Origin of the sequence: Pseudomonas sp. BGI-2, from assembly GCF_004310295.1 — a bacterium.
In the GTDB taxonomy this organism is placed as follows: Bacteria; Pseudomonadota; Gammaproteobacteria; order Pseudomonadales; family Pseudomonadaceae; genus Aquipseudomonas.
In genome coordinates, this window is the sequence record NZ_SISB01000010.1 from 126,650 (window position 1) to 144,139 (window position 17,490).

The 17,490-nt window shown below is 59.6% G+C and carries 19 protein-coding genes and 1 pseudogene; 10 read left to right on the forward strand and 10 right to left on the reverse strand.

The genetic code is table 11. The annotated features are described in order from the left end of the window. Positions 1-102 precede the first annotated feature (102 nt). The 3 genes from EYC95_RS09430 to EYC95_RS09440 all read left to right on the forward strand — a co-directional run bounded on the left by EYC95_RS09430 (position 103) and on the right by EYC95_RS09440 (position 2,835). The gene (locus EYC95_RS09430) at positions 103-1,317 is read left to right on the forward strand and encodes an SfnB family sulfur acquisition oxidoreductase (protein WP_131060106.1); all 1,215 of its coding nucleotides are present in this window, start codon (positions 103-105) and stop codon (positions 1,315-1,317) included. Positions 1,318-1,320: 3 nt separating this feature from the next. Then, the gene (locus tag EYC95_RS09435) at positions 1,321-1,986 is read left to right on the forward strand and encodes a methionine ABC transporter permease (protein ID WP_131060107.1); all 666 of its coding nucleotides are present in this window, start codon (positions 1,321-1,323) and stop codon (positions 1,984-1,986) included. A 78-nt stretch (positions 1,987-2,064) separates the two neighbouring features. After that, positions 2,065-2,835 carry a MetQ/NlpA family ABC transporter substrate-binding protein gene (locus EYC95_RS09440; protein WP_131060108.1) on the forward strand — a complete coding sequence of 257 codons (771 nt, stop codon included), beginning with the start codon at positions 2,065-2,067 and terminating at the stop codon, positions 2,833-2,835. Positions 2,836-2,927: 92 nt separating this feature from the next. On the opposite strand, the gene soxR is transcribed toward EYC95_RS09440, so the two are convergent. Continuing rightward, a complete protein-coding gene (soxR, locus tag EYC95_RS09445; protein ID WP_131060109.1) occupies positions 2,928-3,401 on the reverse strand; it encodes a redox-sensitive transcriptional activator SoxR in 474 nt (157 codons plus the stop codon). A 95-nt stretch (positions 3,402-3,496) separates the two neighbouring features. Between soxR and EYC95_RS09450 the strand changes: the two genes are divergently transcribed. Beyond that, positions 3,497-3,862 carry an antibiotic biosynthesis monooxygenase gene (locus tag EYC95_RS09450; RefSeq protein WP_131060110.1) on the forward strand — a complete coding sequence of 122 codons (366 nt, stop codon included), beginning with the start codon at positions 3,497-3,499 and terminating at the stop codon, positions 3,860-3,862. Here EYC95_RS09450 and EYC95_RS09455 read toward each other — a convergent pair. From EYC95_RS09455 to msuE, 4 genes are all read right to left on the reverse strand, one after another. Beyond that, positions 3,859-4,962: a sigma-54-dependent Fis family transcriptional regulator gene (locus EYC95_RS09455; protein ID WP_131060111.1), complete on the reverse strand. Its 1,104-nt coding sequence runs from the start codon at positions 4,960-4,962 to the stop codon at positions 3,859-3,861. The genes EYC95_RS09450 and EYC95_RS09455 overlap by 4 nt on opposite strands. Positions 4,963-5,000: 38 nt before the next feature. Beyond that, positions 5,001-6,188 carry an acyl-CoA dehydrogenase family protein gene (locus EYC95_RS09460; RefSeq protein ID WP_131060112.1) on the reverse strand — a complete coding sequence of 396 codons (1,188 nt, stop codon included), beginning with the start codon at positions 6,186-6,188 and terminating at the stop codon, positions 5,001-5,003. 133 nt (positions 6,189-6,321) lie between these two features. Continuing rightward, positions 6,322-7,467 (reverse strand): FMNH2-dependent alkanesulfonate monooxygenase, encoded by a 1,146-nt coding sequence (gene ssuD, locus EYC95_RS09470; RefSeq protein WP_131060113.1) that lies wholly within the window; start codon positions 7,465-7,467, stop codon positions 6,322-6,324. Between the two features lie 10 nt (positions 7,468-7,477). After that, on the reverse strand, positions 7,478-8,041 hold the full coding sequence (gene msuE / locus EYC95_RS09475; RefSeq protein WP_131060114.1) for an FMN reductase: 564 nt from the start codon (positions 8,039-8,041) through the stop codon (positions 7,478-7,480). A 400-nt stretch (positions 8,042-8,441) separates the two neighbouring features. On the opposite strand from msuE, the gene EYC95_RS09480 reads away from it, so the two are divergent. The 4 genes from EYC95_RS09480 to EYC95_RS09495 all read left to right on the forward strand — a co-directional run bounded on the left by EYC95_RS09480 (position 8,442) and on the right by EYC95_RS09495 (position 12,664). Next, positions 8,442-8,711 carry a hypothetical protein gene (locus EYC95_RS09480; RefSeq protein WP_131060115.1) on the forward strand — a complete coding sequence of 90 codons (270 nt, stop codon included), beginning with the start codon at positions 8,442-8,444 and terminating at the stop codon, positions 8,709-8,711. Positions 8,712-8,813: 102 nt separating this feature from the next. After that, positions 8,814-9,428 (forward strand): LysE family translocator, encoded by a 615-nt coding sequence (locus tag EYC95_RS09485; RefSeq protein WP_131060116.1) that lies wholly within the window; start codon positions 8,814-8,816, stop codon positions 9,426-9,428. Between the two features lie 204 nt (positions 9,429-9,632). Beyond that, positions 9,633-10,790 (forward strand): aminotransferase class V-fold PLP-dependent enzyme, encoded by a 1,158-nt coding sequence (locus tag EYC95_RS09490; RefSeq protein ID WP_131060117.1) that lies wholly within the window; start codon positions 9,633-9,635, stop codon positions 10,788-10,790. Between the two features lie 65 nt (positions 10,791-10,855). After that, positions 10,856-12,664, forward strand: a complete 1,809-nt coding sequence (locus EYC95_RS09495) for an aminopeptidase P family protein (protein WP_131060118.1) — start codon at positions 10,856-10,858, stop codon at positions 12,662-12,664. On the opposite strand, the gene EYC95_RS09500 is transcribed toward EYC95_RS09495, so the two are convergent. Continuing rightward, positions 12,657-13,367, reverse strand: a complete 711-nt coding sequence (locus EYC95_RS09500) for a substrate binding domain-containing protein (protein WP_256656921.1) — start codon at positions 13,365-13,367, stop codon at positions 12,657-12,659. The two genes, EYC95_RS09495 and EYC95_RS09500, sit on opposite strands and share 8 nt — an antisense overlap. A 58-nt stretch (positions 13,368-13,425) precedes the next feature. Between EYC95_RS09500 and EYC95_RS09505 the strand changes: the two are divergent. Further along, a pseudogene (locus EYC95_RS09505) lies at positions 13,426-13,895 on the forward strand (zinc-binding dehydrogenase). Here the strand turns inward: EYC95_RS09505 and EYC95_RS09510 are convergent. Both EYC95_RS09510 and EYC95_RS09515 read right to left on the reverse strand, forming a co-directional pair. Then, positions 13,892-14,482: a 2-hydroxychromene-2-carboxylate isomerase gene (locus EYC95_RS09510; RefSeq protein WP_131060119.1), complete on the reverse strand. Its 591-nt coding sequence runs from the start codon at positions 14,480-14,482 to the stop codon at positions 13,892-13,894. The pseudogene EYC95_RS09505 and the gene EYC95_RS09510 sit on opposite strands and share 4 nt — an antisense overlap. Before the next feature lie 39 nt (positions 14,483-14,521). Continuing rightward, positions 14,522-15,250 carry an SDR family oxidoreductase gene (locus EYC95_RS09515; RefSeq protein ID WP_131060120.1) on the reverse strand — a complete coding sequence of 243 codons (729 nt, stop codon included), beginning with the start codon at positions 15,248-15,250 and terminating at the stop codon, positions 14,522-14,524. 93 nt (positions 15,251-15,343) lie between these two features. Between EYC95_RS09515 and EYC95_RS09520 the strand changes: the two genes are divergently transcribed. Then, entirely contained in the window at positions 15,344-15,916 is a 573-nt protein-coding gene (locus EYC95_RS09520; protein WP_131060121.1) for a TetR/AcrR family transcriptional regulator, read from the forward strand. Here EYC95_RS09520 and EYC95_RS09525 read toward each other — a convergent pair. Together EYC95_RS09525 and rhtA are read right to left on the reverse strand one after the other, a co-directional pair. Further along, positions 15,903-16,184, reverse strand: a complete 282-nt coding sequence (locus EYC95_RS09525) for a hypothetical protein (RefSeq protein WP_131060122.1) — start codon at positions 16,182-16,184, stop codon at positions 15,903-15,905. The genes EYC95_RS09520 and EYC95_RS09525 overlap by 14 nt on opposite strands. 168 nt (positions 16,185-16,352) lie before the next feature. Beyond that, entirely contained in the window at positions 16,353-17,240 is an 888-nt protein-coding gene (gene rhtA, locus EYC95_RS09530; protein ID WP_131060123.1) for a threonine/homoserine exporter RhtA, read from the reverse strand. Positions 17,241-17,490: the final 250 nt, after the last annotated feature.

The following is a 17,490-nucleotide window of genomic DNA, read 5'->3' on the forward strand; positions in this document are numbered from 1 at the left end:
TTTATCCTTTTTCAATCGACAAAACCCCCGAAAACACGGGGTGAAGTGATCGGCACAGAAGCTGCAATGTCCTTTCGAAAACATCAGTACCGAGAGACTTGTATGCCTGAATCTGCCGTTTATCCGATCAACCCGCCGGCCGCCCATCGGATCGCCGATGCAGCCGAAGCCTTGCGCGTTGCCGAGCGCGTGGCCGCGGTTTTGCTGGAACAGGACGCCGAACGCGACCGCTCCCGCCAAGTGCCTGCCGAGATTGTCGACTTCTATTCCAACAGTGGCCTGTGGGGCATCAGCGTGCCGAAAGCGTTTGGCGGCGCGCAGGTGTCCTACGCGGTGCTGGCGCAGGTCATCGCGATCATCTCGGCGGCCGACCCGTCCTTGGGGCAAATTCCGCAAAACCACTATTGCCTGCTGGAAGACATTCGCCTGCAAGGCACACCGGAGCAACAGGCGTATTTCTTCGAACGGGCGCTGCAAGGTCATCGCTTTGCCAATGCTTTGTCGGAAACCGGCGGCAAGAACGTGCAGGACATTCAGGCGACCATTCGCCGCTACGGCGACGGCCATGTGATCAACGGCCGCAAGGGTTATTGCACCGGTTCGCTCTACGCCCACTGGCTGGCGGTGCTGGCGCTGGATGAAGAGCAGAAGGGCCAGTTGGCGTTCGTCGAGCGCGGAACGAAAGGGCTGGTGATCGTCGACGACTGGGACAGCATCGGCCAGCGCACCACGTCCAGCGGCACCGTGCTGGCCGAGGACTTGCACGTGTCGGCGTTCAATCTGTTCCCGACCTATCGGTCCTACGAAACGCCCACCCTGGCCGGCCCGTTCGCGCAGTTGACCACCGCGGCCATCGATGCCGGCATCGCCCGCGCGGCGCTGCGGGACACAGTCGCGTTCGTCCAGCAGTTCGCGCGGCCATGGATCGACGCGGGTGTGGAAAAGGCCAGCGAAGATCCGCTGACCATCATTCAGGTCGGTGGCCTGGAAATTCGTCTGGAAGCGGCTGAAGCCTTGCTGGAACGGGCAGGGCGAGCGCTGGATGCGGCGCGTCCGGCGCCCGACGAAGACAACGTCGCCCAGGCGTCTGTGGCGGTGGCCAAGGCCAAGGTGCTGACCACTGAAATCGCGATTGAGGCGACCAACAAACTGTTCGAACTTGGCGGCACCCGCTCGACCCTGAAGAAGCACAATTTTGACCGTCACTGGCGCAACGCCCGGGTCCACACCCTGCACGACCCGGTGCGCTGGAAGTACCACGTGGTCGGCAACTGGCTGCTCAACGGTGTGAAACCACCGCGCCACGACTGGTCGTGACCCGTGGCCGAACTGCTGAAAAACATTTATTGGGCCGACATTGCCCAGGCCTGCCTCGACACCCTGAGCATGCTGGTTGCCGCCCTCGGATTCACCGTGTTGCTGGGATTGCCGCTGGGCGTGGTGTTGTTCCTCACCGGCAAGCGCCAACTGCATGAAGCCGTCGGGGTTTACCGGGTGCTGTCGGTGATCGTAAACATGCTGCGTTCGCTGCCGTTCATCATTTTGCTGATCGTGCTGATTCCCCTGACCACGCTGTTGGTTGGCACTTCGCTCGGCGTACCGGGGACTATCCCGCCGCTGGTGGTGGGGTGCACGCCATTCTTCGCGCGGCTGGTGGAAACCGCCTTGCGCGAGGTCGATCGCGGGGTGGTGGAAGCGACCCAGGCCATGGGCGGCACCACTTGGCAAATCATCCGCCACACCTTGTTGCCGGAAGCCCGGGGAGGGTTGCTGGCGGCGGTCACGGTGACCGCGATTGTGCTGGTGGATTACACGGCGATGGCCGGGGTGATCGGCGGCGGCGGACTGGGCGACCTGGCGATCCGCTACGGCTATCAACGGTTTCAGACGGACGTGATGGTGGTCACCGTGGTGCTGCTGCTGATCCTCGTTCAGGCCCTGCAAATGACCGGCGACCGGTTGGTGGCGCGCTACAGCCGACGATAAACATTGGATTTCGTTTTATTCAAAAGAAGGCCCCACGTCCACCTAACGACGGCCACTCAATCTGCCTAGGAGCACAGCATGAAAAAGACCCTGGCCATTCTGGCTGCCCTCGTGTCGTTGAGCGTTCACGCCAACGAAAAACTCGTCGTCGGCGCCACTCCGGTACCGCACGCGGAAATCCTCGAATTCATCAAACCGACCTTGGCCAAGGAAGGCGTGGACCTGGACATCAAAGTCTTCACCGACTTCATCCAGCCCAACCAGCAGTTGGCGTTGAAGAACCTCGACGCCAACTATTACCAGTACCGACCGTTCCTCGATGATTTCAACAAGACTCGCCACACCGACCTGGTGCCGGTGGTGGGCGTGCACATCGAACCGTTCGGTGCCTATTCGACCAAAATCAAAAACATCGCCGAGCTGAAGGATGGCTCCACCGTGTCGATCCCCAACGACCCGGTGAACACGGGCCGTGCGCTGGTGCTGCTGCACGAAGCCGGGCTGATCAAACTCAAGGACCCGAGCAACACCCTGGCGACCCAGCGGGACATTATCGACAATCCGAAACACCTGAAAATTCGTGAACTGGAAGGCGCGTTGCTGGCGCGTTCGGTGAGCCAGGTGGACCTGGCCTTTGTGTTCGCCAACTACGCCCTGGAAGCGGGGATCGATACCAACAGCGCGCTGATCGTCGAAAAGGGCAAGAGCCTGTACATCGAATTCCTCGTGGCGCGGCCGGACAATATCAATGATCCGGGTGTGCAGAAGCTGGCCAAGGCGTTGAACTCTGATGAGGTTCGGCAGTTCATTTTGATCCGCTACAAAGGGCAGATCGCGCCGGGGTTTTAGATCTTCGTTGGCTGTCAGCCCGCCTTCGCGAGCAAGCCCGCTCCCACAGTTGACCGCGATCCCCTGTGGGAGCGGGCTTGCTCGCGAAGGACTCAACCCGGTCTCGGATCAGTCGTCGATTCCAGCAGCTGCGCCCCCGGCCCCTGTTCCCCAAGCACATCGCCAAAATTACGCAACGGACACGCCTCCATCGACAAACACCCACACCCGATGCAGCCATTAAGCCGATCCCGCAACAGCACGAGCTGGTCGATCCGCTCATCCAGATCCCGACTCCACTGCGCCGACAACACCTTCCAGTCCGCCGCCGTCGGCGCGCGGTTATCCGGCAAGGCTTTCAGCGCTTCGCCGATTTCCGCCAACGGAATCCCCAACCGCTGCGCCACTTTGATCAACGCCACCCGTCGCAACACCTCCCGTGGATAGCGCCGCTGGTTGCCCTGATTGCGATTGCTTTTGATCAACCCCTTGGATTCGTAAAAGTGCAGCGCCGTGACCGCCACGCCGCTGCGCGTAGCCAATTGGCCGACGGTGAGTTCCTTGTGCAGATGTTCCGAGGTGATCATTTGAAAAATGCCTCTTGACCTCTAGTTAACTTGAGGTTTTACCCTGCAGGCCTTCGGATCGCAAGGTCCGGCTTACACGTCAGTGGGGACTCTTCATGCAAGCGCCAGAGAAAAATCGCAGCTTCACCCAGTTGATCGAATTCGAGATCGAACCCCATCAGCAACCCGCGTTGGTGTCGGCATTATCTAAGCAGACCGAACGGCTGGCCCAAGGCTACAGCGGGTTTTTGAGTGCGAGCATCCAGGCCAGCGACGATGGCCGGCGAGTGCTCAATTACCTGCAATGGCAAACTCGCGAGGCGGGGGAAGCCGCATTTCAGAGTTTTGAAAGCGGCGAGCAGGATTTCTGGCAGTTGATCCGCGCGCATCAGGCGAAAACCGTGACGTTCGGCTCGTTCCAGGTGCTGCACAGTCTGGAACGCAGCCACGACGACGCGCTGCACTGCAATCTGGTGGGTTAAATCGACAACTGCATCAAGCGCTCACCCTGAACGTTTTCCGTGGGCCGGCGCTTGTTCACTGCCAGTTCGCCGATCTTGATCAGCCGCGTGCGCGTGACGTTGCGGCTCAAGCCCAGCAGGGCGGCGGTGTGCACCTGGTTGTAATGGCTGAAGCGATAAGCCGCTCGCAACAAGGCGTCCTCGACTTTTTCGTGGAGCGCACCGGCCTGTTCTTCGAAAAGCTTCTGAAAGGCCCGATCGAGCAAGGCTTCCGGTGAGTCGTCGACGTTGCTGTGGTGATCGTCCTGACGCTCGATACGCATGTTCGACAGGCGCAGGTCATCGCGTTCGATCACGCCGTTGCGGCAGATCAGCAGGGTGTGGTGAATCACGTTTTCCAGTTCACGGATGTTGCCCGGCCAGCTGTAGCTGCGCAGTTTCAGTTCGGCCTCTTTGCTGATGGTGATGGTGCCGTAACCCAGACGCTGGCTGTAGGCTTCGACGAAATGTCGGGTCAGCGGCAGGATGTCGCCGGGGCGGTCGCGCAGCGGGCTCAGTTCCAGGCTGACCACGTCGAGACGGTAGTACAAATCCTCGCGAAAATGCCCGGCGTTGATGGCTTTTTCCAGCTGCACGTTGGTCGCTGCCAGCACCCGCACGTCGATGGGAATGCTCTTGCGCGAACCGAGGCGCACCACTTCACGCTCTTGCAGCACGCGCAGCAACTTGACCTGAATCGCCATCGGCAAATCGCCGATCTCATCAAGGAACAAGGTGCCGCCATCAGCCTCTTCGAACCAGCCGGCCTTGGCGCTCAGCGCCCCGGTGAATGCACCTTTTTCGTGGCCGAACAACTCGGCCTCCACCAGGGATTCGGAGAACGCGCCGCAGTTCACCGCCACGAACGGCCGGTTGCGCCGGGCGCTGAGGTTATGGATATGTCGGGCCACCAGCTCCTTGCCAGTGCCGGTTTCGCCGATGATCAGCACGCTGGCTTCACTCGGCGCGACTTGTTGAATGTGGGCGAGCAAGGCCTGGGATTTAGGGTCTTCGAACACCTGCGCGGTCGCGCGGATCGAAGTGGCCAGAGCGGGCGAGGGCGGTAAGGTCAGAAGTTGCATCAGGCAGGCTCCATGAATGGAAAGCTATGAATAGAAAGCTATGAATAGAAAGTCGGGATCGGCAGGGACTGGTTCAGCGCCCAGTCACCCAGTTCATGGAGTTTGTAATCCACCGGGTCGTGCAGGGTCTGCGTGCGCAGGTTGCGCCAGTGGCGGTCCAGTCGCAGGGAGGCATGGGTCGAACGCGCACCAGTGACTTCGAACAGCCGGCTACAGATTTCCAGGCCATTGCGCGTTGCCGCGACTTTCGCGGTGGCGATGGCCGTGGCGAGATGCCCGCGTTCTTCGGCGCTGAGATTCGGGCCTTTGGCCCACGCCTTGTCGAGCAACTCGGCGGCACGTTCCACCAGCAGTCGAACGCCTTCGAGGGCGACCCAGAATTCGCCGTAATGGCCGAGTACATACGGATACTGACGCACATCCTGCGCGCTGGATTTGTGCCACGGACGGGTTTCGGTGAGCGTGTATTGTCGCGCTTCTTCGAACGCACCTTCGGCAATGCCGAGGAACATGTGCGTGAAGGTCAGTTGGGCAATCAACGGCCGCAGGCAGGCGAACGGTGTGCTCAGCGGACCCGGATCGAGCAGCAGTTCCGATTCTTCGACCCGAACCCGTTCGAACGTCGCGCTGCCGCTGTCGGTCTGGCGCTGGCCCATGTTGTTCCAGTCGTTGTGCAGGGTGATACCGCTGCGACCGCTTGGAATCGCGGCGATCAACAGCTTGCCGCCGGCACTTTCGTCAACGGCCGAAGCGATCAGCATTTCCGAGTCAGTGGCACCGGAGCAGAAACTTTTTTTGCCGGAAAACTCCCGCCAGCCGCCGAGGTTTTTCACCACGGTGCGGGTGTCCAGCGGGTTGAGGGCATTGCCCCAGAACCAGTTCTTGCGCGCGGTCTGTTCAAACCACGGCTGCCACTGCTCGGGCCTGGCGAACAGGCGCACGGTGGCGAGCATCAGGTGATGGAAACCGAAGACGTGGGCGATCGAACTGTCGACTTTGGCGAACTCGCGCACGATGTTCAGGGTTTCACTCCAGCTGGCGCCGAGGCCGCCGTACTGGACGGGAATGCTTAACGCGAGCAGACCGCTGTGGCGCAGCGCGTCACGTTCAGCCTTGGGCGTACCGCCACGCTCGTCGCGCTCGACAGCGGTCAGGGCAAACTCGGCGGCCAACTGGCGGGCGGTCTGCAAGGGGGACAACAGGGCGCTTTGCGGCTTGGCAGTCACGCGGGGTTCCTCATATAAACGATGCCGTACCTGTAGGAGCGAGGCTTGCCCGCGAAGAGGCCATCACATTCAACACAAATGTCGACTGACAGATCGCCTTCGCGGGCAAGCCTCGCTCCTACAGGATCGTGGGTCAGGCTTTGGCGTGAGCCGGGAGTACGTCATTGGCAATCATTTCGCCAAACGGCCCGGTCAGATTAGTGACGCCGCGCCCCGCGAGACTCGCGTACGGCTCGGGCAACAGCGGGAACACCAGTTCGGCAAAGCGATAAGCCTCTTCGAGATGCGGGTAGCCGGAGAAGATGAAACTCTCGATGCCCAGGTCCGCGTACTCCTTGATCCGCGCCGCCACTTGCTGCGGGTCACCGACCAGCGCCGTGCCGGCACCGCCGCGCACCAGACCGACGCCGGCCCAGAGGTTGGGCGAGATTTCCAGGTTGTCGCGGCGCCCGTCATGCAACGCGGCCATGCGTCGCTGGCCTTCGGAGTCGAAACGCGAGAACGACTTCTGCGCCGCGGCGATGGTCTCGTCACTGATGTGTTCGATCAGTTTGTCAGCCGCTTTCCAGGCCTCCTCGGCCGTCTCGCGAACGATCACATGCAAGCGAATCCCGAACTTCACCGTACGACCGTTTCGCGCCGCACGCTCACGCACATCCGCCAGTTTTTCCGCGACGGCGGCCGGCGGCTCGCCCCAGGTCAGGTAGACATCAACCTGCTCGGCGGCGAGTTCATGGGCGGCTTCGGATGAACCGCCGAAGTACAGCGGCGGATGAGGTTTCTGCACCGGCGGATACAGCGCCTTGGCGTTCTGCACTTGCAGGTGTTTGCCTTCGAAGTCAACCGATTCGCCTTGCAGCACGCGGCGCCAGATTTGCAGGAATTCGTCGGTGACTTCGTAGCGTTCGCTGTGATCGAGGAAGATGCCGTCACCGCGGTTTTCATCCGGATCACCGCCGGTCACCACATTAATCAGCAAACGGCCATTGGACAGCCGATCCAGCGTGGCGGCCATGCGTGCCGAAACCGTCGGCGAGATGATCCCGGGGCGGATCGCCACCAGATACCGCAGGCGTTCGGTCAGCGGCACCAGCGCCGAGGCGATCACCCACGAATCCTCGCAGGAGCGCCCGGTAGGAATCAGCACGCCGTGGTAGCCAAGGCTGTCAGCGGCTTGCGCCACTTGTTTGAGGTAGTTGAGGGTCACCGGGCGCGCGCCCTGAGTGGTGCCCAGGTAATGGCCGTCGCCGTGGGTCGGCAGGAACCAGAAAACATCCATGAAGAAATCCTTAAGCGATTTTCAGCAGATTTTTGGGGGGGACGCCAAACAACGGCGCAGCGCGTTCTGCAGCAAGACGAATGCGGGCCTTCAAGGGCTCACTGGTTATTTGGTAATTGGCGAAATCGGCTTCGGTGGCGTAGACGCCAATCGGCAAGGTCAGGGCCTGGAAGAAACTGAACAGCGGCCGCAACTGATGATCGAGCACCAGCGCATGCCGTTCGCTGCCACCGGTGGCGGCCAGCAACACGGGCGTGTCGATCAGCGCGTTGAGGTCGATCAGGTCGAACAGGTGCTTGAGCAGGCCAGGGTAGGAACCGCGATAAACCGGCGCGGCGACGATCAGCAAGTCGGCGTTCTCGATCGCTTGCAGCTCGGCTTCGATCTCGGCGCTCAATTCCTGGCGCGACAGCGCGGCGCCCAGTGGCCGGGCGATGTCGCCCAACTCGATCAGCTTGCTCTCGATCGGTAACTGCTCGGCCAACTCGGCCAATAACGCTTGGGTCAACACCAGCGTGCGAGACGGACGCCAGGTACCGCCGGAGAGGGCAACGACTTTCAATGGACGCGACATGATCAGTTCCTTTTTAAACAGTTGCTCAGCGAGCAGTGAAGAGTCACTGACTTGAGCAAGAGCTGTACCAATCCATACAGGCCCCGTTTTACGGGGCTTGCAGCGCATCGGTCAGTTAACGCTGTGCGATTTCGAGGGCTGTTTGTTGAATGACTGTTGCGTGGCAAACAGTTGCGTGAGCAACAGTGCGTGGAGGCGATGGAGTTGTTATAGATGCTCGTTGTTATTCCGTAAAAGACCTTAAATTAATATTTATAGATCGTTTGGAGATATGCGACTGACTGGCTAAGCGTCGTTAGCCAAATTCGATAGCCACTATCGAGAGCGTTGATTTCTGCCCATCGAAGGGCGCGAGTAGCCTGTGTTCATTGCCCCGAACCCAGATGCCAGGACGCCACAGATGAAACCTCTAATCGCCACTTTCTTGCTGCTCGCGGTCTCCGTTCTCGCCGGATGCGCCAGTCATGTTTCGCCTGAATTGCGGCCGTACACCGCAGAAGAAAGTCGCGAACTGGCGTTGGAAGCCTTGAATCGTCGTGGTTTGTCCTTCGACGAGTACCATGCGAAAAAAGCCGAATTGCTCGGCCAGCCGCAAAAATCGTTCAGTTTCGACAAGCAGGGCGAAATGAACGCAGAACGTGCTGTACAGCTTCACGGTCGTCCTAGCTGATCGAAAACTGTACTGCTCGAAGTTTCACGTAACTGTCCATGGGTTTCCCCCGGGGCGTGCGATAGGGTCATTACCTGACTGACTCTGATTGGACTGCCGCTCATGACGCTCTCGCTGGACCTGCTGATGGGCTTCGCCCTGTTTGCTCTCGTCACCTCGATTACTCCCGGCCCCAACAACACCATGTTGCTGGCATCGGGCGTGAACTTCGGCTTTCACCGCACCATCCCGCACATGTTGGGCATCACTTGCGGCTTCTTCGTGCTCGTCGTGGCAGTTGGTTTCGGTCTGGGCGCGGTGTTTAAGACCTATCCATTGCTCTATACGGTGCTGCGTTACGTCGGCGCGGCGTACTTGCTGTATCTGGCGTGGAAAATCGCCCATTCAGGTCCGGTTTCCGAGAGTGAAAAGGGCGACAGCAAACCGATAAGCTATCTGGGGGCGGCGGCGTTTCAGTGGGTCAATCCCAAGGCGTGGATCATGGCGATCGGTGCCATCAGCACCTACACGCCAATGCAGGGCTACTTCACCAATGTGATCGTAGTTGCCGCGGTCTTTGCCGTGATCAACCTGCCGAGCGTTGGCGTCTGGGCCGGTTGCGGCACGTTGTTGCGCAATGTGTTGAAGGATCATCGCTGGTTGCGGCTGTTCAACTGGGGCATGGCCTTGCTGTTGGTGGCTTCGCTGTATCCATTGATGCTCGAGAGCTTTAGCTGACACATCGCTTCAACCGGTTGGCCGATGCCTGTTAAGCTCGACTTCAGGAGCGTTCCTACGCACTTTTAAATGAAGTTGTTCTTCTTTAACGGCCTCCGATCAGGTATTTCTAACGCACTGAACGATCAGCGCAGCTCACGAGGTTGCGCCTTGATGGTTCAGTGACGAGCCTCCTGATCCCGGAACATGCTCTGCGAGTTTTCTATGAATAAACGTCCTCTGTATTTCGACTATGCCGCCACCACGCCGGTGGATGAGCGGGTCATCAAGGTCATGGTCGAGTGTCTGGGTTTCAACGGAAACTTCGGCAACCCGGCGTCCAGCTCCCATGCCTTCGGCCAACAGGCCCGGCAGACGGTCGAGCAGGCGCGGCGTCAGGTCGCCGAACTGGTCGGCGCCCAGGCGGAACAGATCGTCTGGACCTCCGGTGCCACCGAATCGAACAACCTTGCTCTCAAGGGCGTGGCCCAGGCTCGCGGGGTGTCCGGCGGCCACATCATCACCAGCCAGATCGAACACAAGGCCATCCTCGACACGGCGAAGCAGTTGCAGGACGCCGGTGTTGCCGTGACTTATCTGGTGCCTGACGCAGAGGGGCTGATTACTCCGCAAGCGGTCAGCGAGGCAATGCGCGAAGACACCTTTCTGGTGTCGCTGATGCTGGTCAACAACGAACTGGGCACGGTCAATGACATCGCGGCCATCGGCCAGATCGTGCGTGATCGTGATGCGTTGTTCCATGTCGATGCGGCTCAGGGCGCGGGCAAAGTCGCGATCGATCTTGCTGCATTGCCAGTGGACCTGATGTCGTTTTCGGCGCACAAGATTTACGGCCCCAAAGGCATCGGCGCCCTGTACGTCGGCCCACGCGCGCAGCAACGTTTGCAGGCGCAGATTCACGGTGGCGGTCACGAGGGCGGTTTGCGTTCCGGGACCCTGGCGACTCACCAGATCGCCGCCATGGGCGTGGCCTTCGCCTTGGCGGCGGCCGGGTTCGAGGAAGAAAAAGCCACGATCGTGCGGCTACGCGAACGCTTGCTCGAACAACTGCTGGGCATCCCCGGCGTTCGGCTCAATGGCAGCCTGACCCAGCGCATTCCCCATACCCTGAGCCTGACCTTCAACGAAGGAGAGCTCAATTCCGCGGCGCTGAGCAACTCGATCGCATTTTCCGCGACCTCGGCCTGTAACTCCGCCAGCAATGCGCCTTCCCATGTGCTGCTGGCCCTGGGGCATGACGCCCGCTCGGCGAGTCGCACCATCCGCTTGAGTCTTGGCCGGTTCACCACCGAGCAGGACATCGACCAAGCGGTACAACTGATTAAAGCAGCCTGCGCCAGTGCCCCGGCATTCTGGCAGTAAGGCCTGAAAGTGCCGGCGTTGATCGGCACTCAACAATAATGATGAAGTGATTAGCAGGAGACATGATGAGTACGCAGCTTTCGATCAATGGATCGGTGCCCGAGCGCCTGGCGCAAACCCGCGAACTGATGAGCCGGGAGGGCATTCATGCCCTGCTGGTGCCGTCGGCCGATCCGCACCTGTCCGAATACCTGCCGGGCTATTGGCAAGGGCGTCAGTGGTTGTCGGGCTTTCATGGTTCGGTCGGCACACTGATCGTTACCCCTGACTTTGCCGGTGTCTGGGCCGACAGCCGTTATTGGGAACAAGCGACCAAGGAGCTCAACGGCAGCGGCATCGAACTGGTCAAGCTGCAACCGGGTCAGCCAGGCCCGCTGGACTGGCTGGCCGAGCAAACTCCTGAAGGCGGCGTGGTCGCGGTGGACGGTGCGGTATTGGCCGTGGCGTCGGCGCGTACGCTGGGTGGCAAACTCGAAGAGCGCGGTGCGCGTCTGCGTACCGACGTCGACCTGTTGAGCGAAGTCTGGAGTGACCGTCCGACACTGCCGAACGAGCCGATCTATCAACACTTGCCGCCTCAAGCGACCGTCAGCCGTGGTGAAAAACTCGCCAAACTGCGTGAGGTCTTGAAGGGTCGTGACGCTGACTGGCACTTCATCGCAACCCTCGATGACATCGCCTGGCTGTTCAACCTGCGTGGCGGCGACGTGTCGTTCAACCCGGTATTCGTTTCCTTCGCCTTGATCAGCCAGGAGCAGGCCACCCTGTTCGTGGCCCTGAGCAAGGTAGATGCCGAGCTGCGTGCGGTCCTCGAACAGGACGGCGTGACCCTGCGCGATTACAGCGAAGTGGCAGACGCCTTGCGTGCGGTGCCGAGTGGCGCAAGCCTGCAAGTCGATCCGGCGCGCGTGACGGCCGGTTTGCTGGATAACCTGAACAGCGGCGTAAAACTGGTCGAAGGTCTGAACCCGACCACCTTGGCCAAATCACAGAAGAGCCTGGCCGATGCCGAGCATATTCGTCAGGCCATGGAGCAGGACGGCGCAGCGTTGTGCGAATTCTTCACCTGGCTGGACACGGCGTTGGGTTCTGAACGCATCACTGAGCTGACCATCGACGAACACCTGACGGCCGCGCGTACTCGACGTCCCGGGTACGTTTCGCTCAGTTTCAACACCATTGCCGCCTTCAATGCCAATGGAGCGATGCCGCACTACCACGCCACCGAAGAAGAGCACGCGGTGATCGAGGGCGATGGTCTGTTGCTGATCGACTCCGGTGGTCAATACCTGGGTGGTACCACCGACATCACGCGGATGGTGCCGGTCGGTACGCCGACGGATGAGCAGAAACGCGATTGCACGCGGGTGCTCAAAGGCGTAATCGCGTTGTCCCGTGCGCAATTCCCTCGCGGCATTCTCTCGCCGTTGCTCGATTCGATTGCCCGCGCGCCGATCTGGGCCGAAAGCATAGATTACGGACACGGCACCGGTCATGGCGTCGGCTACTTCCTGAACGTGCACGAAGGTCCGCAGGTCATCGCCTATCAGGCCGCCGCGGCACCGCAAACCGCGATGCAACCGGGCATGATCACCTCCATCGAACCGGGCACTTACCGTCCAGGCCGTTGGGGTGTGCGGATCGAGAACCTGGTGTTGAACACCGAAGCGGGCAAGAGCGAGTTCGGCGAGTTCCTGAAATTCGAAACCCTGACCCTGTGCCCGATCGACACCCGTTGCCTGGAACCGTCGCTGCTGACGTTGGACGAGAAGCAGTGGTTCAACGCTTATCACGCCGAGGTGCGCGAGCGCTTGAGCCCGTTGCTGGATGGCGCGGCCCTCGAGTGGCTGAACACCCGCACTGCGGCTATTTGATCGGTTGGAGTTCAGGCGCTGTTTCGAGCGCCTGACTCATGTAGTCGACAAAGGCTTTGACCCTGGCGGATTGGCGACGATTCGCCGGGGACACGGCATGAATCGGCAGCGACTGCGCGGTGTAGTCCTGCAAAATCGCGGTCACTCGACCGGCGTTCAGATCCTCACTGAACAACCACACCGGCGACAACGCAATCCCCAGTCCTCCCAGCACCAACTCGCGGATTGCCTCGGAGTTGTTGCTTTGCGCATTGCCCTTGATTCGCACTTCGTGACGTTGGGCGCCTCGCCCATAAATCCATAGGTTCTGACTGTTCAGCAGGTTGAATTGCAGGCAATTGTGTCCGCGCAGTTCTTCCGGTGTTGTCGGCTGGCCGTGTTGCTTGAGATAGCCTGGCGCAGCGACCGTCACCCGGTGGGTGGTGCCGATGCGGCGGGCGATGAGGCCGCTGTCTGTCAACTCGCCGATTCTGAACGTAACGTCCAGACCTTCGCTGAGCAGGTCCTGATTCTGATCACTGAGTTGAAGGTCTATCTGAACCTGGGGGTGTTGTTGCAGAAACTCTGGGAGTCGCGGTGCAATCTGCAAGCGCCCGAAACTGACGGAGGAATCGATCTTCATGTTGCCGGCAACGGTTTCGCGTCCTGATTGGAAACTGTGTTCAGCCACGTCCACGGCCGCGATATAGCGTCTACTCGGCATGAGTGAGTTAGCGAGAGGAAGGTCGGTCCTACAGCCACCTCTTACGGGAATTTGCGAAATGACTGACTCATTTGAAATGCGTGCTCTGATTGTTGATTCGGCCAATGGGCCTTTACGCTTGGCTACCATCCAGCGACCCGTGCCTGGACCGGGTCAGGTGTTGGTCAGGATCAAAGCCAGCGGGGTGAACCCGTTGGATGCAAAGATTCGTTCGGGGCAGGCTGCTCATGCACGTCTCGGGTTTACGAGGGGCATGTTGTGAGCTGTCTCGGATGGGGGTAACACAGTTTGGCGCCGCTGTCGTTTCGGGGCGCGACCTACTCCGGGGTGTTTACCTTGTTGCCATTGTTGACCGGCAAGGGAGGCGAGCATCACGGGCAGATTCTTCGGGACGCCGCTAAGTTGATTGAGGCCGGTCAGCTGAAGCCGTTACTCGACCCGCGGCAGTTCACATTGCAAACCGCCGGGGCTGCCCATGAACTGCTCGCTAATGGAGCGGCTCAAGGTCGCTTGGTCATCGAGATTTAACTCAGGGCCTCAAGGACGAAGTCCAGCCGATCCTGACCGAAGAACATCTGATCACCGACAAACATGCACGGTGCGCCGAATACACCTCGTAGGACCGCTTTCTCGGTGTTGTCCTTGAGAGCAGCTTTGACTTCTTCGTCGGCGGTGAGCGCCAGTACCTCGTTCGGATCGAACCCGTTTTGCGACAGCACGGCTGCAACAGTCGCCGGATCATCGAGGTTGCGTCCCTCGACCCAGAGTGCGTAGAACAGGCAATCGATAAACGCGTGGAAGCGTTCGGGATGACGCAGCTGCATACCCGTGACGGCACGCATGAGCATCAGGGTATTGATAGGAAAGTGGGGGTTGAACTTTAGTGGTACGCCGTAACGTTTTGCGTAGCGGTCCAGGTCCTGAAACATGTAGCGACCTTTGGCCGGGATGGTTGCCGGTGACGCGTTGCCGGTGGCTTTGAAGACCCCACCCAGCAGCATCGGTTTGTAGATCAGCTGGCTGTCGGTCTGCTTGCAGATTTTCGGCAGTTGGGTGTACGCCAGGTAGGTGGCGGGGCTGCCCAGATCGAAAAAGAACTCCACGGTTTTGCTCATGGTCGGTGCGCTCTGCTTATTGTTGTAGGGGAGGAGGGCTTACCAGCGTTCGTTCCAGGGGCGCAGATCCAGCTCGAAAGTCCAGGCGTCCCGCGGCTGGCTGTGCAAGTACCAATAGTTCTCGGCGATGTGTTCGGGATTGAGGATGCCGTCCTCGTCCTTGGTCGCGTACTTTTCCGGAAAGCTGTTGCGAATGAAGTCAGTATCGATGGCGCCGTCGACTACGACATGGGCGACATGAATGTTCATCGGCCCCAGTTCGCGGGCCATGCTTTGAGCCAGTGCGCGAATTCCGTGCTTGGCGCCGGCGAACGCTGCAAACCCCGCCGCCCCGCGCAGGCCAGCGGTGGCACCGGTGAACAGAATCGTACCGCGTTGGCGCTTGGCCATCCGCTTGGCCACTTCACGAGCATTGAGAAAACCCGAGAAACAGGCCATTTCCCAGATCTTGAAATACTTGCGGGCGGTTTCTTCGAGAATGCTGCACGGCACATTGGCGCCGATGTTGAAAACGAACGCCTCGATGGGGCCTATCTCGGTTTCAATCTGCTCGACCAGCGCAATCACGTCCTCTTCCTTGCGAGCATCACAGGCAAATCCGTGGGCGTCACCGCCATTGGCCTTGATTGCATCAACCAACGGCTGGAGTTTGTCAGCGCTGCGACGGGTGACGCAGGCAACGAAACCTTCCTGGGCAAAGCGCTTGGCTATGGCGCCGCCGGTTGCATCACCTGCGCCGACAACCAGTACGACCTTCTTGTTGTTCATGGGTAGATCCCCTTTGCTAAACGATCGTTAACTGAACGAACGTTATGCTAGGATTTGGTATGCGTCAAGACGGTCAATCCTGAGGGCAAGGCAATGCGTTACTCGGCCAATCACAAGCTGGAAACAAGAGAGAAACTGCTGACAAGCAGCGCGGTGTCGGCCAAAAAGTCCGGTTTTTCCACAGTAGGTGTCGACGGGCTGATGAAGGCGATCGGCTTGAGTGGCGCTGCTTTCTACAGTCATTTTTCCTCGAAGGACGAACTGTTCGCCTCGATCGTCGAGCGCGAGTTGTGCCAAAGCCTGGAGCGATTGGGGGCTGATCAGGATCGCGACAGACTGGAACGTTGCCTGAAGCACTATCTGAGCATGGCCCATGTCGAGCACCCGGAGTCCGGTTGTGCGTTACCTGTATTGGGAGCCGAAATTGCCCGTTCAGATATCGCTATTCGCCAGCAGGCGGAGATCTGGATTTGTCAGCTGCAGGAGAGTTGGGCGAGGATCCTGGAAAGCGACAGCCTGGCATGGTCGGTGCTGTCGCAATGCATCGGTGCGTTGGTGGTGGCGCGAATGTTGGCCACTCCAGACATTCAGCGCACCGTGCTGAAGTCCAGTCATCATGAGATTGGCCGCCAGATTGCCGGGCGGCATCAATCTACTTGCAGATAACGATCATGCTTCGGCTGGTATAACCGGCAGGGTTGAGACCAAATGGATAATCGCCTGGCTCTTCCACGGCATCCCCCGACTTGGCGATGACCTTGTAACCCTTGGGCGCGCACGAGTTGGCGGCGCTGGTGTAGCACTTGTCCCAGGATGAGGAGAGCCCTGAACAGTTGATATGCAGCCCTTTTTTGCCATGTTTGACTTCTGTTTTCGATGTCGCCGCGCAGCCCGCAACTGCAAGTACGGCGATCAGTAGCAAAATTCGTTTCATTACTGTCCTTATACCGTTCCCGGATCTCGTGCCCGGGTCTGGCTGCATTCGCTTTCAATTGAAGCGTTCTGATATCCCTATCCTGAAAAATCCATGTCTGGCACTGGGTTACGGGCCTAAACATGGCCTAATTGAGCGGCAAATACCAGAACTGCGTCAAATCCTGTATCAATCCGCCGCGACCGCAGGCTTGGCAGCGCTTCCCATGGTCATGGTCGCTCCGACGGAAGCCAGAATGATGCACATGATCGCCATCCACTGTGACAGCGTGAGGTACTCGTGGAGGAACAGCAAACCTGACAGCGCGCCGAAAGCGGGTTCAATGCTCATCAATGTGCCGAAGGTCCGGGTTGGCATTCGGGTCAGAGCGACCATCTCCAGCGTGTAGGGCACGGCGGTGGACAGAAGTGCGACAGCGATGGCCACGGGGATCAATGACGGAGTTAGCAGGGCGGCACCGGCATGGACAATGCCGATAGGGGCGACGAACAGTGCGGCAATCATCACTCCCAGAGCTGCGGTCTGCACCCCATTGTCGGCGCCGGCCTTCTGGCCGAACAGGATGTACACTGCCCAGCAGACACCCGCGCCCAAGGCATAACCGGCACCTACCAGGTCGATTCCCGCAGTGGTCGCTCCTGTCGGTATTAATAGCAGCAAGCCGATGGCAGCGAGGGCTATCCACAAAAAGTCGATCGCGCGGCGTGAAGCATAGATAGCCACCGCCAGTGGTCCGGTGAACTCCAGAGCTACGGCAATCCCCAGGGGGACGGTGCGCAGAGACATATAGAAGAGGAAGTTCATGCCGCCCAGTGCCATCCCGTAGACGATGACGGTCCGCAGGGACTTTGCGGTGAGCTTTGCCCGCCATGGGCGTAAAAGGACGAGCATGATCACGCTGGCGAAGATCAGCCGCAGGGTGGTGGTCCCTTGAGCGCCGATAATCGGGAACATGCTTTTAGCCAGTGACGCGCCGGACTGGATCGACGCCATGGCTATTAATAGCAGGCCAACCGAGAACAGGGTCGAGGCGAGGCTGCGGGGATGGTCATTCATTTGCGTGGCATCGTCCGAAGTAGTGTTGCTTTGTGTGTTGGGCAATATACTGCGCATTCGTGACGGTTGCGTCTATATATAAGCGATGATTTTGAGCGTCCTGGTAGAAAAGCCAAATTAGGGGTTGACGGCAGATTCTGGAAGTCTATAATTCGCCCCACTTCCGGCGCAGTCGAAACGGAAAACTCCTTGGTAAACAAAGAGTTACGCAGTTTTCGACAGCGAGTTGCTTCAGGTCATCGAAGCGCAG

Bases quoted from the DNA above. Each gene is read 5' to 3' on its own strand.
- EYC95_RS09430 (WP_131060106.1), top strand. From the start codon at position 103: ATGCCTGAATCTGCCGTTTATCCGATCAACCCGCCGGCCGCCCATCGG.
- EYC95_RS09440 (WP_131060108.1), top strand. From the start codon at position 2,065: ATGAAAAAGACCCTGGCCATTCTGGCTGCCCTCGTGTCGTTGAGCGTT.
- soxR (WP_131060109.1), bottom strand. From the start codon at position 3,401: ATGATCACCTCGGAACATCTGCACAAGGAACTCACCGTCGGCCAATTG.
- EYC95_RS09450 (WP_131060110.1), top strand. From the start codon at position 3,497: ATGCAAGCGCCAGAGAAAAATCGCAGCTTCACCCAGTTGATCGAATTC.
- EYC95_RS09455 (WP_131060111.1), bottom strand. From the start codon at position 4,962: ATGCAACTTCTGACCTTACCGCCCTCGCCCGCTCTGGCCACTTCGATC.
- ssuD (WP_131060113.1), bottom strand. From the start codon at position 7,467: ATGGATGTTTTCTGGTTCCTGCCGACCCACGGCGACGGCCATTACCTG.
- msuE (WP_131060114.1), bottom strand. From the start codon at position 8,041: ATGTCGCGTCCATTGAAAGTCGTTGCCCTCTCCGGCGGTACCTGGCGT.
- EYC95_RS09480 (WP_131060115.1), top strand. From the start codon at position 8,442: ATGAAACCTCTAATCGCCACTTTCTTGCTGCTCGCGGTCTCCGTTCTC.
- EYC95_RS09485 (WP_131060116.1), top strand. From the start codon at position 8,814: ATGACGCTCTCGCTGGACCTGCTGATGGGCTTCGCCCTGTTTGCTCTC.
- EYC95_RS09490 (WP_131060117.1), top strand. From the start codon at position 9,633: ATGAATAAACGTCCTCTGTATTTCGACTATGCCGCCACCACGCCGGTG.
- EYC95_RS09495 (WP_131060118.1), top strand. From the start codon at position 10,856: ATGAGTACGCAGCTTTCGATCAATGGATCGGTGCCCGAGCGCCTGGCG.
- EYC95_RS09500 (WP_256656921.1), bottom strand. From the start codon at position 13,367: ATGCCGAGTAGACGCTATATCGCGGCCGTGGACGTGGCTGAACACAGT.
- EYC95_RS09510 (WP_131060119.1), bottom strand. From the start codon at position 14,482: ATGAGCAAAACCGTGGAGTTCTTTTTCGATCTGGGCAGCCCCGCCACC.
- EYC95_RS09515 (WP_131060120.1), bottom strand. From the start codon at position 15,250: ATGAACAACAAGAAGGTCGTACTGGTTGTCGGCGCAGGTGATGCAACC.
- EYC95_RS09520 (WP_131060121.1), top strand. From the start codon at position 15,344: ATGCGTTACTCGGCCAATCACAAGCTGGAAACAAGAGAGAAACTGCTG.
- EYC95_RS09525 (WP_131060122.1), bottom strand. From the start codon at position 16,184: ATGAAACGAATTTTGCTACTGATCGCCGTACTTGCAGTTGCGGGCTGC.
- rhtA (WP_131060123.1), bottom strand. From the start codon at position 17,240: ATGAATGACCATCCCCGCAGCCTCGCCTCGACCCTGTTCTCGGTTGGC.